General features: G+C 67.4%; 20 protein-coding genes. 11 read left to right on the top strand and 9 right to left on the bottom strand.

Annotation, left to right across the window (positions count from 1 at the left end; translation table 11 throughout):
- Window positions 1-20 precede the first annotated feature (20 nt).
- The 7 genes from pth to glmU form a co-directional block, all read right to left on the bottom strand.
- Window positions 21-596 (bottom strand): aminoacyl-tRNA hydrolase, encoded by a 576-nt coding sequence (gene pth, locus PT015_RS12370; RefSeq protein ID WP_285184788.1) that lies wholly within the window; start codon window positions 594-596, stop codon window positions 21-23.
- 3 nt (window positions 597-599) lie between these two features.
- Window positions 600-1,274 carry a 50S ribosomal protein L25/general stress protein Ctc gene (locus tag PT015_RS12365; RefSeq protein WP_285184787.1) on the bottom strand — a complete coding sequence of 225 codons (675 nt, stop codon included), beginning with the start codon at window positions 1,272-1,274 and terminating at the stop codon, window positions 600-602.
- A 133-nt stretch (window positions 1,275-1,407) separates the two neighbouring features.
- Window positions 1,408-2,274 (bottom strand): oxidoreductase, encoded by an 867-nt coding sequence (locus PT015_RS12360; protein ID WP_285184786.1) that lies wholly within the window; start codon window positions 2,272-2,274, stop codon window positions 1,408-1,410.
- Between the two features lie 26 nt (window positions 2,275-2,300).
- Window positions 2,301-2,951, bottom strand: a complete 651-nt coding sequence (locus tag PT015_RS12355; RefSeq protein WP_285184783.1) for an LpqN/LpqT family lipoprotein — start codon at window positions 2,949-2,951, stop codon at window positions 2,301-2,303.
- Entirely contained in the window at window positions 2,948-3,295 is a 348-nt protein-coding gene (gene arsC / locus PT015_RS12350) for an arsenate reductase (glutaredoxin) (protein ID WP_285184782.1), read from the bottom strand. Before arsC ends, PT015_RS12355 begins: the two co-directional genes overlap by 4 nt.
- Entirely contained in the window at window positions 3,296-4,276 is a 981-nt protein-coding gene (locus PT015_RS12345; protein ID WP_285184781.1) for a ribose-phosphate diphosphokinase, read from the bottom strand.
- A gap of 44 nt (window positions 4,277-4,320) precedes the next feature.
- Window positions 4,321-5,793: a bifunctional UDP-N-acetylglucosamine diphosphorylase/glucosamine-1-phosphate N-acetyltransferase GlmU gene (gene glmU / locus PT015_RS12340; RefSeq protein ID WP_285184779.1), complete on the bottom strand. Its 1,473-nt coding sequence runs from the start codon at window positions 5,791-5,793 to the stop codon at window positions 4,321-4,323.
- 156 nt (window positions 5,794-5,949) lie between these two features.
- On the opposite strand from glmU, the gene PT015_RS12335 reads away from it, so the two are divergent.
- Window positions 5,950-6,312 carry a PAS domain-containing protein gene (locus PT015_RS12335; RefSeq protein ID WP_285191076.1) on the top strand — a complete coding sequence of 121 codons (363 nt, stop codon included), beginning with the start codon at window positions 5,950-5,952 and terminating at the stop codon, window positions 6,310-6,312.
- 1 nt (window position 6,313) lies between these two features.
- On the opposite strand, the gene PT015_RS12330 is transcribed toward PT015_RS12335, so the two are convergent.
- On the bottom strand, window positions 6,314-6,979 hold the full coding sequence (locus PT015_RS12330; RefSeq protein WP_285184778.1) for a TetR/AcrR family transcriptional regulator: 666 nt from the start codon (window positions 6,977-6,979) through the stop codon (window positions 6,314-6,316).
- A gap of 89 nt (window positions 6,980-7,068) precedes the next feature.
- Window positions 7,069-7,743, bottom strand: a complete 675-nt coding sequence (locus PT015_RS12325) for a TetR/AcrR family transcriptional regulator (protein WP_285184775.1) — start codon at window positions 7,741-7,743, stop codon at window positions 7,069-7,071.
- A 323-nt stretch (window positions 7,744-8,066) separates the two neighbouring features.
- On the opposite strand from PT015_RS12325, the gene PT015_RS12320 reads away from it, so the two are divergent.
- From PT015_RS12320 to PT015_RS12275, 10 genes are all read left to right on the top strand, one after another.
- Complete coding sequence (locus PT015_RS12320; RefSeq protein ID WP_285184773.1) at window positions 8,067-8,366, top strand: PE family protein; 300 nt, start codon at window positions 8,067-8,069, stop codon at window positions 8,364-8,366.
- A 9-nt stretch (window positions 8,367-8,375) separates the two neighbouring features.
- Window positions 8,376-9,779: a PPE family protein gene (locus tag PT015_RS12315; protein ID WP_285184772.1), complete on the top strand. Its 1,404-nt coding sequence runs from the start codon at window positions 8,376-8,378 to the stop codon at window positions 9,777-9,779.
- 25 nt (window positions 9,780-9,804) lie between these two features.
- A complete protein-coding gene (locus tag PT015_RS12310; protein WP_285184770.1) occupies window positions 9,805-10,101 on the top strand; it encodes a WXG100 family type VII secretion target in 297 nt (98 codons plus the stop codon).
- A gap of 31 nt (window positions 10,102-10,132) precedes the next feature.
- The gene (locus PT015_RS12305) at window positions 10,133-10,417 is read left to right on the top strand and encodes a WXG100 family type VII secretion target (protein ID WP_285184710.1); all 285 of its coding nucleotides are present in this window, start codon (window positions 10,133-10,135) and stop codon (window positions 10,415-10,417) included.
- 197 nt (window positions 10,418-10,614) lie between these two features.
- Window positions 10,615-11,748, top strand: coding sequence for an acyltransferase family protein (locus PT015_RS12300; RefSeq protein WP_285184768.1), 1,134 nt, complete (start codon window positions 10,615-10,617; stop codon window positions 11,746-11,748).
- 222 nt (window positions 11,749-11,970) lie between these two features.
- The gene (locus tag PT015_RS12295) at window positions 11,971-12,768 is read left to right on the top strand and encodes a glycosyltransferase family protein (RefSeq protein ID WP_285184767.1); all 798 of its coding nucleotides are present in this window, start codon (window positions 11,971-11,973) and stop codon (window positions 12,766-12,768) included.
- Complete coding sequence (locus tag PT015_RS12290) at window positions 12,765-13,427, top strand: PIG-L deacetylase family protein (RefSeq protein ID WP_285184765.1); 663 nt, start codon at window positions 12,765-12,767, stop codon at window positions 13,425-13,427. The genes PT015_RS12295 and PT015_RS12290 overlap by 4 nt, the downstream gene beginning before the upstream one ends.
- Window positions 13,428-13,458: 31 nt before the next feature.
- Window positions 13,459-14,505, top strand: coding sequence for an NAD-dependent epimerase/dehydratase family protein (locus tag PT015_RS12285; RefSeq protein ID WP_285184764.1), 1,047 nt, complete (start codon window positions 13,459-13,461; stop codon window positions 14,503-14,505).
- Window positions 14,505-15,086 (top strand): dTDP-4-dehydrorhamnose 3,5-epimerase, encoded by a 582-nt coding sequence (gene rfbC, locus PT015_RS12280; protein ID WP_285184763.1) that lies wholly within the window; start codon window positions 14,505-14,507, stop codon window positions 15,084-15,086. Before PT015_RS12285 ends, rfbC begins: the two co-directional genes overlap by 1 nt.
- The gene (locus tag PT015_RS12275) at window positions 15,083-15,877 is read left to right on the top strand and encodes a WecB/TagA/CpsF family glycosyltransferase (protein WP_285184761.1); all 795 of its coding nucleotides are present in this window, start codon (window positions 15,083-15,085) and stop codon (window positions 15,875-15,877) included. The genes rfbC and PT015_RS12275 overlap by 4 nt, the downstream gene beginning before the upstream one ends.
- Window positions 15,878-15,892: the final 15 nt, after the last annotated feature.

Raw genomic sequence — 15,892 nt, 5'->3', positions numbered from 1 at the left:
GCCACCGTCGCCGGTCGATTTCACCATGCGTGCACCCGGTTTTGGGCCGGTTCGAGACCAAGCTCGATCAGCAGTTCGGTGGCGTCGGCGGCCTGCTCGCAGACCGTCGGCACCTCGCGACGCTCGCTTGCGCTGAAGTTCTCCAGTACGAACGCCGCCGGATCCTTGCGCCCGGGCGGGCGGCCGATCCCGATCCGCACCCGCTGAAAGTCCTTGGTGCCGAGCGCATTCGCCACCGACCGCAGCCCGTTGTGACCGCCTTCGCCACCACCGATCTTCAGCCGGATCTGGCCGAACTCGATGTCGAGCTCGTCGTGGATGATCACCACGTCGGCGGCCGGTACTGAGTAGAACTTGGCCAGCGGGCCCACCTGGCGGCCGGACTCGTTCATGTAGCAGCGCGGCTTGGCGAGCACGATCGACTGCCCGCCAAGCCGGCCGGTGGCGACTTCCGCGCCGGACTTCTTGTGCACCTTGAAGTTCGAGCCCAGCCTGGCGGCGAGCACGTCGGCAACCATGAACCCGAGATTGTGCCGCGTCTGCGCATAGTTCGGTCCGGGGTTGCCCAGACCCACCACCAATTGTGGGCCGGCCACGGCCTACTCGGATTCGGACTCGGCCTCGGACGCCTCGCCCTCGTCCTCGCCCTCGGCTGCTTCGCCCTCGGCGGCCGGCTCCTCGCCCTCGACCGCCTCGCCGGCGCCTTCGGCCTCGAGGTCCTCTTCCGTCGGCGCGACGACCACGTTGACGACCAGGCTGTCCGGGTCGGCGATCAGGTTGACGCCCGCCGGCAGCAGGATCGCGCCCGCGGTGAACTGGGTGCCGGCCTCGGCGCCCTCGACCGACACGGTCAGCGACTGCGGAATGGACAGCGCGTCGGCCTCGATCAGGATCGTGCTGGTCTCCTGGGTGACCAGCGTGCCCGGGACTGCGTCGCCGACGATTTCGACGTTGACCTCCACGGTCACCTTCTCGCCGCGGCGCACCACGAGCAGGTCGGCGTGGGTGATGGAGCGGCGGATCGGGTGAATGTCCAGCGCCTTGGTCAGCGCCAGCTGCTCCTTGCCCTCGATGTCGAGGGTGAGCACCGCGTTGGTGCCGGAGTGGCGCAGCACGGCGGCGAAGTCGTGGCCGGGCAGTGCCAAGTGCTGCGGGTCGGTGCCGTGGCCGTAAAGGACGGCGGGAATCCAGCCGTCGCGGCGGGCGCGGCGCGATGCGCCCTTACCCGTTTCGGTCCGTACCTTGACGGCGAGCTGGTTCTGAGACTTGGCCATTGGTATTGCTGCTCCTGTGTGAGATACCGAGGCACGGCCAGGAGTCGCGACGAATGTCGGTCCCCGTCGATAACGGCAGCCCGTGCTGAGCCGCCCTCGCCGTGACGCCTGGTCAGGCTAGCGCATCAGCACCTCAGAGCGGAAATTTGGTGTCGGTCAGCCGCTCGGACAGCTCCCACAGCGCACCGGCGGTGGCGTCCCGTTTGGCCAGCGGGCTGCGGCCTACCGCCTTGGTCCGGCCGAACATCCCGAACGCCGGGCCGATGAAGCTATCGCCGGCGACGTCCTGCGAGATCGCGTACAGCGACTGGCGGGCGCCGAAGTCGGCGTCGGTGGCCAGCTTGTTGCCGACGGCCATCAGCGCGTCACCGATCCTGCTGCCGGAATGGCCCTGCAAGTTGGTGTGCGAATAGCCGGGGTGGGCGGCCACCGCGCGCAGCGTCGAGCCGGCGGCCTGCAGGCGGCGTTGCAACTCGCTGGTGAACAGCAGGTTGGCCAGCTTGGACTGACCGTAGGCCACCCACGCCGAGTAAGGCCGTGACGTCCAGTTCAGGTCCCGCAGGCTGACGTAACCCATGTAGTGCATGAGGCTGGACACGGTCACCACCCGGTCGGTGACCTTGGGCAGCAGCAGGTTGGTCAGCGCGAAGTGACCGAGGTGGTTGGTGCCGATCTGGCTCTCGAATCCGTCGGAGGTGACGGCGTGCGGGACCGCCATGATGCCGGCGTTGTTCACCAGCACGTCGACGCTGTCGACCCCCTCGGCGAACTGCCGCACCGACGCCAGGTCCTGCAGGTCGAGCTGGCGGACCTCGACGTCGCCGGTCATCTCGCGGGCGGCGGCCTCACCCCGGCCGGCGTTGCGAACGGCGAGGATCACCTGCGCGCCGGCCCGGGCGAGCTCGCGCGCCGTGACCGCGCCCAGCCCGCTGTTGGCGCCGGTGACGATGGCGGTGCGCCCGGCGAAGGACGGCAGGTCTGCGGCGGTCCAGGTGCTCATGGCACACACAGTAATCCGGCGCGGCGCTACTTTGCCGCGACGGTGAACCCTCGAATGATCGTCTCGATGTCGACCGCGTCGGTCACGGCCTTGTCGGCCAGGCTGGTGATCGCGAGCTGGACCAGGTAACGCTCGGGGTCGTCGCCGTTGCCGTGGGCGATGACGATCCGGTTGATGGTGTGCAGCCTTTGGTCACCGAGGTTGTAGCTGCCCTCGACCATCGACGACGGAAAGCCCTTGAAGTCGGCGTCCGACGACTCGAGCTGCTTGAAGTTCTCCGCGAGGCGGGCATCGTCGTTGCCGTGCTTGACCAATTCCTTGGCGTCGAACTCGCCGCCGAGCTTGAACACGATCAGCATCGCGTTGGGAAACGCGTCGGCCTTGGCGATCAGCTCGGTGGTCGGCGGGATGTTCGGCCGGTTGATCCGCTGCCAGCCCTGCGGCGTCGGGATCGACACGGTCACGTCGGTCAGCTCGGTCGGTTCGACCGGCGATCCCGAGACGCCGGCGCTCGACAGATACTGCGAGAACGGCACCGGGCGACCGGTCGGCTCTGCGCTGGTGGTCGTCGGTGTGGTCGACCAGATCGACTGGTAGTCAGGGTTTTTCGGCCCGCATCCGGACGCCGCCAGCGCAACCGCCGTCAGCGCCGCGGCGAGGCGGGCCGAATACCTCACAGGATCTCGCGGACGTTGTCGACCGGGCGAGCCAGCCGCGTGCCTTTCGGTGTGACAACGAACGGCCGCTCGATCAGGATCGGGTGTTCGGCCATCGCGTCGAGCAACTGGTCGTCGCCGGCGTCCGCCAGATTCAGTTCGGCATAGAGCGATTCGCGCTTGCGCACCGCGGCGCGCACCTCGATGCCGGCGGCCCGGATCATCGTGGCGATCTCCGTGCGTGACGGCGGGTTCTTCAGGTACTGCACGACCTCGGGCTCGATGCCGTTGTCCCGCAACAACTCCAGGGTCTTGCGCGACGTGCTGCACTTCGGATTGTGGTAGATGACGGTGTCCCGAGCCATCTAGGCGTCTCCGTCGAAAAGCCCTGTGACGGAGCCGTTTTCGAAGACGGCACGAATGGTGCTGGCCAGCAGCGGGGCAATGGACAGCACGGTGAGTTGCGGGAACCGCTTCTCCTCGCCGATCGGCAGCGTGTTGGTCACGATGACCTCGCGGGCGCCGCACGCCGCCAGCCGCTCGGCGGCCGGGTCGGACAGCACGCCGTGGGTGGCCGCGATGATCACGTCCTTTGCGCCGTCGTTGTGCAGCAGCTTCACCGCGCCGGCGATGGTGCCACCGGTGTCGATCATGTCGTCGATCAGCACGCAGGTCTTGCCCTGCACTTCGCCGACCACCCGGTTGGACACCACCTGATTGGGCACCCGCGGGTCCCGGGTCTTGTGGATGAAGGCCAATGGCACGCCGCCCAGGGCGTCGGCCCATTTCTCGGCGATGCGCACCCGGCCGGAGTCGGGGGAGACCACGACCATGTTGCCGCCGGCGTAGTTGTCGCCGATGTATCCGGTGAGCAGGTTCTGTCCGCGCATGTGGTCGACCGGGCCGTCGAAGAAGCCCTGGATCTGGTCGGTGTGCAGATCGACGGTCACGATCCGGTCGGCACCGGCCGTCTTGAGCAGATCGGCGACCAGCCGGGCCGAAATCGGTTCGCGCCCACGGTGTTTCTTGTCCTGACGCGCATACGGGTAGAACGGCAATACCGCGGTGATCCGCTTGGCGCTGCCGCGCTTGAGCGCGTCGATCATGATCAGCGATTCCATCAGCCAGTCGTTCACCGGCGCGGGCGCCGACTGCAGGACGAACGCGTCGCAGCCGCGCACCGACTCGTTGAAGCGGACGAAGATCTCGCCGTTGGCGAACTCCCGGGCGGTCTGCGCGGTGACGTGGGTGTCGAGCTCCTTGGCGACCTGCTCGGCCAGCTCGGGATGGGCGCGTCCCGAGAAGAGCATCAGATTCTTGCGGTTATCGGTCCAGTCGTAGCTCACGTGCTGCCTTTACGGATTCGAATCGGATGGCTGCCATGGAAATACTAGGTGGTCTCCGTCGGCGTCGACGTCGACTTATCGTCGCGGGCGCGCTCGGCGGCCTGAGCCGCGGCGCTACCCGGCCGTTTGCGCTCGACCCAACCCTCGATGTTGCGCTGCTGGCCACCGGAGACCGCCAGCGCGCCGGGCGGAACGTCTTCCCGCACGACCGTGCCGGCGCCGGTGTAGGCGCCGTCGCCGACCGTGACGGGCGCGACGAACATCGTGTCGGAACCGGTGCGCACGTGCGACCCGACGGTCGTGCGCTGCTTGGACGTGCCGTCGTAGTTGACGAAGACGCTGGACGCGCCGATGTTGCTGTGTTCGCCGATGTCGGCATCGCCGACGTAGGTCAGGTGCGGCACCTTGGTGCCGGCGCCGATGACGGAGTTCTTGGTCTCGACGAACGCGCCGAGCTTGCCGTCGGCGCCCAGCACCGACCCGGGCCGTAGATAGGTGAATGGGCCGACCACGGCGCCGTCGCCGATGGTGGCCTCGGTGCCGTGGGTGCGGACCACCGCCGCGCCGTTGCCGACCGCGACATCGGTGAGCGTGGTGTCCGGCCCGATCGTGCAGTGTTCGCCGACGCGGGTGCCGCCGAGCAGCTGCGTGCCGGGCTGGATGACGGTGTCGCGGCCGATGGTCACGTCTACGTCGATCCAGGTGGTGGCCGGGTCGACGACGGTGACGCCGGCCAGCTGATGGGCCGACACGATGCGCCGGTTGAGTTCGGCGCCCAACTCGGCCAGCTGCACCCGGTTGTTGACCCCGGCGACCAGCGAGCTGTCGTCGACGTGGCGGGCCTGCACCACCTGGCCGTCCTGGCGGACGATCGCGATCACGTCGGTGAGGTAGAGCTCCTGCTGTGCGTTGTCGGCCGACAGCCGGCTCAGCGCCGAGTGCAGCGCGGCGATGTCGAAGGCGTAGACGCCTGCGTTGACTTCACGGATCTCCTGCTGCGACGGGGTCGCGTCGGCCTGCTCGACGATCGCGATGACCTCGTGGTCCTGGGTCCGCAGCGTGCGGCCGTAGCCAGTCGGGTCGACCAGCGTGGTGGTCAGCACGGTGACCGCCGCGCCGCGCGCGTTGTGCGCGGCGACCAGGTCGGCCAGGGTGTCGGCGTCGAGCAGCGGGATGTCACCGGAGGTGACGACGACGACGCCGTGGAAGTCGTCGGGCAACGCCGACAGCCCGCACAGCACCGCGTGCCCGGTGCCGAGCTGCTGCTCCTGGGTCGCGGTGTCGATCGGCCGGCCCAGCGTCTCGGCCAGCTCGCCGATGGACTCGGCGATGCGCTGGTGGTCGCGGCCCAGCACGACGACCAGGTGCTGCGGCGCCATCTTGGCGATCGCGTGCAGCGAGTGGGCCAGCATGCTGCGACCGGCCAGGGTGTGCAACACCTTGGGAATGTCCGACCGCATCCGGGTGCCGGCCCCGGCTGCCAGGACGAGGACCGCTGATTCGCCGTGGGTCGTCATCCACCCTCCTCGCTGTGCCGCCACCGGTTCAGCGTGTCATTATCCGCACGTCTCCGGCAAAACCGGCCGCCAATGCAGGATTCGGCAATGAACGCCGCGATGGACAATAATCATGTGGTGGACCGACGACGAACCGCGCAGGCCAGCCCCTCGCCGATCGAGGCACTCAAGCAATTGCCCGCCCTGGTTCTGCTGGAGCGGATCCCGGTCCCCACGCTGGCGGTGCTGCAGGACGGCACGATCGTGTTCGCCAATACCGCGTTCGCCGAGATCCTGGGCCGGGCCCCGGAAGAAGTCGTGGCGCTGCGGTTCTACGACATCTTCTATGGCGCGCTGGAGAACGAGTCGGTGCTCGAGTTGGTCGACGGCCTGGCGAACATGGTCGTCGAGCTCGCGCACAAGGACGGATTCTCGGTGCGGGCGCTGATGAGCAAGTCCGCGCTGCGGAGGGCCGACGACGAGATCGCACTGGCGACGTTCCAGGACCTCACCGAGGAATTGTGGGCCAACGAGCAGTGAGTCAGTTCGAGATGTCGTGCTCGACGTGGCGCAGCGCCTCGCGCGCCAGGAACTCGCGGTAGTACCCCAATGACGTCTCGGTGACGATGGCGGGAAAGAGCAGCTCCCACATCTGTGTCAGCCGGCGGACCAGGTCGTTGTCGTTGCCGTTGCCGGTGTTCTGACCCATCATCCGGGCGCCGAAGGTCGCGCCGATGATCGCCTCGCTGACCATCTTCGGGTCGAGGTCCTCGCGAATGTCACCCTCGGTGATCGCGCGTTGCGCCTCGGTCGTCATCGCCGTGATCCAGGCGCCGTAGGCGGAGCTGGCGTTGTCGTTGAACTTGCCGAAGGCGAGCGTCAACTGCTCGGCGGTCCGCACCACCTTGTTGGTGGCGAACAGATCCGCGGTGACGAAGGTGCCGTGCAGGATGTTCTCCAGGGCGGGGGAGAAGGAGTCCGACATCGCGCCCAACTCGGACACCACGAGGTTGGCGCCATCCTCGATGATGGCCGACGCGAGCGCCTCCATCGAATCGAAATGGTGGTAGAAGGCGCCTTTGGTCATCCCCGTGCGCTCGATGATCGCGCCCCGATCGGCCGAGGCGAACCCCACCTCGGTGAACACATCGACTGCGGCGTCGAGGATCTTGCGTCGCGTCGCTTCCGATCGGACTTGCCGGGCCATCGCCTAACACCTCCCGAGTTCGGCGCCAAACCCTAACAGGCTGGTGGACGCCTCACGAATTGTCGACTGCGGGGTGGACCACCTCATAGTCAATTCGAACCCGCCAGCGTCGACGTGCTCCCGATCGCCAGCTTGGTGCGTCGCTTGATGAACTGCCGGAAATAGTCGACCCGCTCGGGCCGGACGAATCCCGGCAGCATCAGCGCCCACATCTTCTCGAAGTCGGTGAGGAAGAGACCCGGTTCGTCCAGGTCAGCGGTCTGTCGCAGGCCCATGTACGACGAAGCCACCAGCCGGCCGACGTCCTCGGGCTCGCACTGCTCGAGCACGTCGCCTTCGCCGATGCCGCGCCGCACGGCAACGGTCAGGTTGTCGATCCAGTGCCGGTGCAGCTTGGTCTGCAGCCCCTCGACCCGGCCGATCGACTCGACGAGATGCAAAGCCGCCCGCGAGATGTCCTCACCGATGTCCCGCACGGCGAGCTGGTAGGAGAAGTCGATCAGCGTCTCGAGACCGGACAGCTTTCGGGCCAGCAGATCCGCGATGGTCTCGTCGGAGCGGGTGATCTGGTCCTCGATGATCGCCAACGCCAGCGCGTGCTTGGAACGGAAGTGGAAATACATTGCGCCCTTGGTCAATTCGGCTTCGGCGAGCACGTCGTCCAGGCCGACCTGATGGTAGGGCAGACGGGCGAACTGACGCGCGGCGGCGCGCAGGATCTGCTGGCGTGTGGAGTCGGCGCGGGTGTCGCTCGTCTCGCTCATTCTCAGCCCACCTAGTAATCCGCCGCGTAAGCCTCACAACGGGCCCCTAGGTCTCGAGGCGTTGTTGGTTGAGCTTAATTCAACAGGTATCCACAAGTCGCGATAGACGCGGCACGCGGACTGGGCGGGCCGTACTGACACTCGTCGGTTTGTGGCCTGTGCAAGCTAGCAGCGGTTGACCGAGTTAAGCAAGTGTTAACGACATTCAGTTTGGCTATGGCTTCACACCATCCAAAAAGTATGCAATAGTCCTCAGATCAAGAACGTGAGTTTGTTCCACCGAGAGCGTGTACGAGATCGATGAGTGTTGGTGAGGAGAGCACATGTCGTACGTAACCACACAGCCGGAATCGCTGGCCGAGGCCGCCGACAGCCTGGCCGGAATCGGTGCCGGGGTGAAGGCTGAGAACTCTGCGGCCGCCGCTCCGATCGTCGGCGTTCAGCCGCCGGGAGGCGATCAGGTCTCGATCCTGACCGCCGCGCAGTTCGTCGCGCACGCCGCCACCTACCAGCAGGTGAGTGCGCAGGCCGCGGCGGTGCACGACATGCTGGTCAACGCGCTGCAAGCCAGTTCCGGCTCGTACGCCGCGACCGAAGCCGCCAATGCGGCGGCGGCGCGCTAGGCCGCGACCATGGATTTCGGTGCACTACCGCCCGAGATCAACTCGGGGCTCATGTACGCCGGGTCGGGGTCGGGGACGATCCTCGGCGCCGCGTCGGCCTGGGACGGGTTGGCCTCTGAAATGCGTTCGGCGGCAGCCTCATACGAGTCGCTGATCAGCGCGCTGACCACCGGCCCATGGCAGGGCCCGTCGTCGCAGGCGATGGCCGCGGCGGCCGCGCCCTACGTCTCCTGGGTCAGCACGACGGCCGAGCAGGCCGAACAGGCGGCCGGCCAGGCCCGCACGGCGGCGGCCGCCTATCACGCGGCGTTCGCGATGACCGTGCCGCCGCCGGTGATCGCGGCCAACCGCGCACAACTGTTCGCGCTGATCGCGACCAACTTCTTCGGGCAGAACACGCCGGCGATCGCGGCCACCGAGGCCCAGTACATGCAGATGTGGGCGCAGGACGCGACGGCAATGTACAGCTACGCCGACAGTGCCACTGCCGCTTCGGTATTCACGCCGTTCAGTGCGCCGCCGACCGTCGCCAACACCGAGGGCCTGGCCAATCAGGCCGCCTCGGTGAATCAGGCCGCCGGCAACTCGTCGGGCTCGGTCACCCAGACCATCACCAACGCGTTGCAGAGCCTGACCTCGCCGGCGGCGTCGACGTCGTCCGACTCGTGGCTGACCGACATTCTCAACGCGCTGGGCCTCACCGGGTCGTCGACGAGCTCGACGGGCAGCGGAATCGTCAACCCGATCACCGGGGCGATCGACAGTGGCTCGCTGATCCAGCAGCTCGTCGCGCAGTACGCGATTCTTCCGGGCTTCTTCGCGATGCAGATGGGCGTCACCGGCCTCGCCCCGATGATCTACACGGGCGAGACCCAGGCCATGACCGCACCGCCCGCGGCGGCAGCCGCCGGCGAAGGTGCGGCCGCGGCGGCCGAGGGCGCCGCGCAGGGCGCGGGTGCGGCCGCCGCCGAAAGTGCGATGGGGTCGGGGTTCGGCGCGCAGGCGTGGGCCGGCGTGGGCGAAGGCGCTCAGCTGGGCCAACTCTCGGTGCCGCAGAACTGGTTGTGGTCCGCGGCCCAGCCGATGGACGCGGTGGTCCCGATGGGCACGCCCATCCTGATGCCGGCCACCGGCGCCGCCGCCGCAGAAGGCGGTTCGCCGATGTTGCTCGGCGGCCTGCCGCGGGCCGCGGCGGTGGGTGCCGCGGCCGGCGCCGGGGCGGCGGCGGTCAAGTACGGAACCCGCTCGAGGGTGATGGCGCGCCCGCCGGCGGCCGGATACCCCGCGGAAGAAGCCGCCCGGGTGGAGCCCGCGGCGTCCAATGGGCAGGCGTCGAACGGCCATGCGCCGCACGGCTATCGCCCGGCGATCGTCTACGTGCCGGCCAACGGCACGGCCCCGGCAAACAACTGATGTTTCGAGAATCTAGGAGAGAGCAATGCCTTCACGTTTTTTGACCGATCCGCACGAGATGCGTTCCATGGCAGGCCGTTTCGACGTGCACGCGCAGACCGTCGAGGACGAGGCCCGCAAGATGTGGGCCTCGAGCACCAACATCGCCGGGGCCGGCTGGAGCGGCTCGGCGCAGGCCACGTCGCACGACACCATGGGCCAGATGAACACGGCGTTCCGCAACATCGTCAACATGCTGCACGGGGTGCGGGACGGACTGATCCGCGACGCCAACCACTACGAGAGCCAAGAGCAGGCCTCGCAGCAGATCCTGTCCAGCTAACCCGTCATCGAAAAGGCTTAGGAGAACACTCATGTCGATCAGTTACCAGTTCGGTGATGTCGATGCCCACGGCGCGCTGATCCGCGCCCAGGCCGCTTCCCTGGAGGCCGAGCACCAGGCCATCGTCCGCGATGTGCTGGCCGCCGGTGACTTCTGGGGCGGCTCGGGTTCGGTGGCCTGCCAGGAGTTCATCACCCAGTTGGGCCGCAACTTCCAGGTCATCTACGAACAGGCCAACGCCCACGGCCAGAAGGTGCAGTCCGCCGGCAACAACATGTCGAGCACCGACTCGGCGGTCGGCTCCAGCTGGGCCTGACGGGCGCAAGGAACGCATAGTCTGCTGAACCGTGTGTTCCGTACCGAAAGTATGAAAAACTGGCTTGAATGGCGGCCCCCGAGATTCTCCGCTCGGGGTTCGCGCCCGAACGGCCTGCCCGGTCTGACGCGGCGGGAGGCGCCGTGACAACCCGGTCGCCGGCTCGCTTTAGGCTCAGGTCAGCATATCTGCGACATTTGCTGGAGCGACGCGTCGACACCGCGGACTTCGGCCGATTCCGGGCCGCGAACCGGTTCGACGCACTCGACGGTCTGCGCGCGCTGAGCGTGATCGCGGTGGTGTGGCACCACACCTCCGGATCGACGGGTGGCACCCTCGCCGCCAGGGGCTACCTGGGGGTGGACTTCTTCTTCGCGATCAGCGGCTTCCTGATCACCACCCTGTTGCTCCGCGAGTTCGATTCGACGCGGCGGATCTCCCTGCGCAAGTTCTACGCCCGGCGCGCGCTGCGTATCTTCCCGCTCTACTACGCGACGCTGCTGGTGTACGTCGCGCTCGTCGCGGCTACCCGCCGCCACGACGCGGACGGCCGGGAGTTCGTCGAACACCTACCGGCGTTCCTGACCTACACGTCGAACTGGTTCGTCGACCTGGGGCACGCGAACTCGGTGATCTTCTACTTCGCCTGGTCGTTGGCGACCGAGGAGCAGTTCTATCTGCTGTGGCCGCCGCTGCTCGTGGCGGCGTTGACCCTGGGTCGTCGGAGAATCTGGCTGCCTCTCGCGGTTCTGGTTGTGCTGGTGACGATTTCGCAGGGGACCGGCCTGATCGCCGACGCGACGGCGCTGCCTGGTCGCATCGCGGCCAGCATGTCGCTGCCGATCCTGCTGGCGTCGGCACTGGCGCTGATCGTGGGTACCCCAACCGGATACGCCGTCGTGGCCAACGTGCTCGCCCGGATCTGGTCGGCCCCGCTCGCGGCCGTGGCGTTGATCGTCGCGGTGGCGCTGGATGCGCCGCAACCGGCCACCCAGTGCCTGATGGTCGCCGTCGTCGTCAGCACCTGCCTGGTCGGCTGGACGCCACTGCATCCGGCCCTGCGCTGGCGTCCGCTGGCGTTTGTGGGAGTGATCAGCTACGGCGTGTACCTCCTGCACATGCTGAGTGCGAACGTCGCGCGCCGCGCGCTGCATCTCGACCATGGCAGGCTGCTCTTCGCCGCCACGCTGCTGCTGGTGACCCTGGCGGCCTACCTGAGCTTCCGGTACTTCGAGAGCCCCCTATTGCGGCTCAAGCGCCGCTTCGAGACCGGCGCGCAGCGGGGCGGCGACGAACTGTCCCGGATCGCCGCCGGGCCGGCCGCGCACTGACTTCTGGGCGACCCCCTCGGTTTGCTGTGGCTAATCCGCTCACGGCCTGTCGAGACCCTCACCTGGGTCTTCCTGGCCCGGCCTTGGCGGCCGCCGCAGTGAAAGTCGAGATGCAGAACAAGGAGTTTGGTATGAACTTCACATCATCCCAAAAGTATGTATACTGCCTTCTATGGTGAAGGTCGGTTTGTGGAAGCCGACTCGGGGAAAGGGTCGACAAAGATGAAGGTTGTCCTGTTCTGCGGCGGTTACGGCATGCGCATGCGAACTGCCGAAGACGACGTCGTGCCCAAGCCACTGCAGATGGTGGGGCCTCGCCCGTTGGTCTGGCACGTGATGCGGTATTTCGCGCACTACGGCCACACCGAGTTCATCCTGTGCCTCGGCTACGGCGGGGCCAAGATCAAGGACTTCTTCCTCAACTACCGCGAGGTGGAGTCCAACGACTTCGTCATGAAGTCGGGCAACGTCGAACTCTTCGACTCCGACATCGACGACTGGACCATTACGTTCGTCGACACCGGCCTGGAGTCGCCGATCGGCGAACGGCTGCGGCGGGTCCGCAAGTACCTCGGCGACGACGAGTACTTCCTGGCCAACTACGCCGACGTGCTGACCGACGCACCCCTCGACCAGATCATCGAGAACGCCACCGCCGCCGACGCCACCGCCTCGATGGTGGTCGTGCCGCCGAAGTCGTCGTTCCACTGCGTCGACATCACCTCCCAGGGCGACATCAAGGACATCGCGCCGATCGAGCGCTTCCCGATCTGGATCAACGGCGGCTACTTCGTGCTCAAGCAGGACGTCATCGATTTGATCCCGGAGAACGGCGACCTCGTCGCGGACGCGTGCATGGCGCTGACCGGCACCGGCAAGTTGATCGGCTACCGACACGACGGCTTCTGGCGGCCGGCCGACACCTTCAAGGAGCGCGCCGAACTGGACGCCAACTACTACCGGGGAGTGCACCCCTGGATGGTGTGGAACAACGACGCTCCCGCGGAGAAGTCCGCATGATGTCGTTGACGCCGATCAACCTCAATTCCGTGGCGGTCATCGGCGCGCACTGCGACGACATCGTCATCGGGGCCGGCGCGACACTCACCGAGATCGCCCGCGACAAGCCGGATCTCGTGATCCACGCGCTGGTCCTGACCGGCGGCGGAACCATCCGCGAGGTCGAGGAGAAGAACGCGTTCGCGGCGTTATGCCCGACGGCGGATGTCCGCCTGACGGTCGCCGATCTGCCTGACGGTCGGCTGCCGGACAACTGGGGAACGGTGAAGCAGACGCTCGCCGACTTCCGCCGCACCTGCGAGCCGGACATGGTCCTGGGCCCGCAGCGCGCGGACTACCACCAGGACCACCGGCTGCTGGCCGAGCTGATCCCGACCGAGTTCCGCGACCACCTGGTGCTGGGCTACGAGATCCTGAAGTGGGAGTCGGACCTGCCGAATCCCACTCTCTACCTTCCGGTTTCGGACGACGCGGCGCAGCACAAGACGCGCATGCTCGCCGAGTGCTATCCGTCGCAGGCCGGCCGCGGCTGGTTCGACGACGAGGCCTTCCTCGGCCTGATGCGGGTGCGCGGCGTGCAGTGCCGCTCTCGCTACGCCGAGGGTTTCACGATCGAAAAAGCCGTGCTGGATACCGAATCCGACTACTCGGTCAACTAGCGGCAACCACGGACGACAAGGGGATACAACAGTGCGCGTGCTGGTCACCGGCATCGAAGGCTACCTGGGGTGCTTGCTCGCCCCCGTGCTGATCGAGGACGGCCACGAGGTGGTCGGCCTGGACACCGGCTACTACAAGACGGGCTGGCTGTGCCGCAGCCAGCTGGCCGGCGTCGCGGCCCCCGTCGCACCGACCACGCTGGTCCGCGACATCCGCCACGTCACGGTCGACGATCTGCGCGGCTTCGACGCGATCGTGCACATGGCCGAGTTGAGCAACGACCCGATCGGCGACCTGATCGGTGACGTCACCTACGAGGTAAACCACCACGGCAGTGTGCATTTGGCGGACCGCGCCAAGCAGGCCGGAATCAGCCGCTTCATCTACATGTCGTCGTGCAGCGTCTACGGCATCGCCGACGGCACGGTCGACGAGACCAGCCCGATGAACCCGCTCACCCCGTACGCCAAGTGCAAGGCGCTGGTCGAGCGCGACGTCAGCGCGTTGGCCGACGACGAGTTCTCGCCGGCATTCCTGCGCAATGCAACGGCTTTCGGCGCCTCCCCGCGGATGCGGTTCGACATCGTGCTCAACAACCTGGCCGGGCTGGCGTGGACCGAGCACGAGATCAAGATGACCAGCGACGGCACCCCGTGGCGTCCGCTGGTGCACGCGCTCGACATCGCCCAGGCGATCCGGTGCGCGCTGCGCGCCGACCGGCAGGCCGTGCACAACCTGGTCGTCAACGTCGGTAGCGACGAGAACAACCGGACGGTCCGCGAGATCGCCGAGACGGTCAGCGCCGAATTCCCCGGTTGCGAACTGTCTTTCGGTCCGCCGAGCGCCGACAACCGGAGCTACCGGGTGGCTTTCGGCAAGATCCGCGAGGTCTTCCCGGACTTCCGTGCCGAGTGGGATGTCGCCGCGGGAGCGGCTCAGCTGCACCGCGTGTTCGACAGCATCGCGATGGACCCCGAGACCTTCAACGGTCGTGGGCACACCCGGCTCAAGCAGATCCAGTACCTGCTCAAGTCCGGACAGGTCGACGAGCGTCTCTTCTGGATGGGAGAGCCGTGATGAAGTACACCCCGACCGACGTCGACGGCGTCATGATCGTCGACATCGAGCCGCACCGCGACGACCGTGGCTTCTTCTCGCGTTCGTTTTGCGCCGACGAATTCCAGGAGTTCGGCCTGCCGCCCGGCGTGGTGCAGACCAGCATCTCCTACAACTACGCCCGGGGAACGCTGCGCGGCCTGCACCGTCAGGTACCGCCGTACGCCGAGGCTAAGCTGGTGCGCTGCACCCGCGGCGCGATCGCCGACGTCGCCGTCGACGTGCGTCCCGAGTCGCCGACCTACGGCAAGCACGTCATGGTGCAGCTGAGCGCCGACAACCGCCGCGCGCTGTTCCTGCCCCCGTTCGTGGCCCACGGTTTTCAGACCCTGGCCGACAACACCGAAGTCTTCTATCAGATGAGCGGCCCGTACCAGGAGGGCGCGGGTCAGGGATTCCGTTGGGATGAACCGGAATTCGCGATCGACTGGCCGCTGCCGGTCACCGTCATCTCCGACAAGGATGCGCACTGGCCGCTGCTGCGCCCGGTCAGCCGACTGACCGGGACGCTGCGGGTCCCGCAGGGCCGGGCCGCGTCATGACGGCCCCCGCGGTGGCGGTGCGCATGGTGGTCAGTGGCAGCATCGTCGAGCGTCGTGACGCCGACGAGGTGCTGTCGATCATCGACTCCCGGCTGCGCTCCGGGTCGTCCACCGGCCTCGCGGTCGGCTCGGTCAATCTCGATCACCTGCACCACTTCCGGACCGTCAGCGCCGCGCCCAGCGGTCAGCTGGAATGGCTGCTGCTCGCCGACGGCATGCCGATCGCCTGGCGCGGCCGAATCCTGACCGCGCGTGATTGGCCGCGGATCACCGGTGCCGACCTGCTCCCCGAGGTGCTCGCGCTCGCCGAGGCCGGCGGCAGCCGCGTCGGCTTCTTCGGCGGCAGCGCCGAGGCCCACCGACGGTTGGTCCAGCGGCTGGCCGAAACGTATCCCGCACTGGCCATTTCAGGCATGTGGTCACCCGACGCGGCAGAGATCGACGCGCGTTCGGAGCTGCTGAAGGCCGAGATCCTTTCGGCGCGTACCGACATCCTCATCGTCAGCCTCGGCAAGCCGCGCCAAGAGCAGTGGATCGACCGGCACGGTGCCGGGACCGGCGCGCGCATCTTCCTGCCCAGTGGCGGCGCCATCGACTTTCTGGCCGGCGGCCAGCTGCGGGCACCGGCCTGGATGCAGCGGGCCGGGCTGGAATGGCTCTACCGGCTCAGTCGCGAACCGCGCCGACTGGCCCGCCGGTATCTACTGCAGGGCCCCGGCGCTCTGCTGCGTGCCGCGCGTGCCCAACTGATCTGCTACCCAGGCGTGTCCTACGGCGGAGTCGAATCGTGACGACATCGACTTCGC

The sequence above is a fragment of the Candidatus Mycobacterium wuenschmannii genome (genome assembly GCF_030252325.1).
GTDB lineage: Bacteria > Actinomycetota > Actinomycetes > Mycobacteriales > Mycobacteriaceae > Mycobacterium > Mycobacterium wuenschmannii.
Note: the sequence above shows the minus strand (reverse complement) of the source record. Positions and strands in the feature narration are given on the sequence as shown.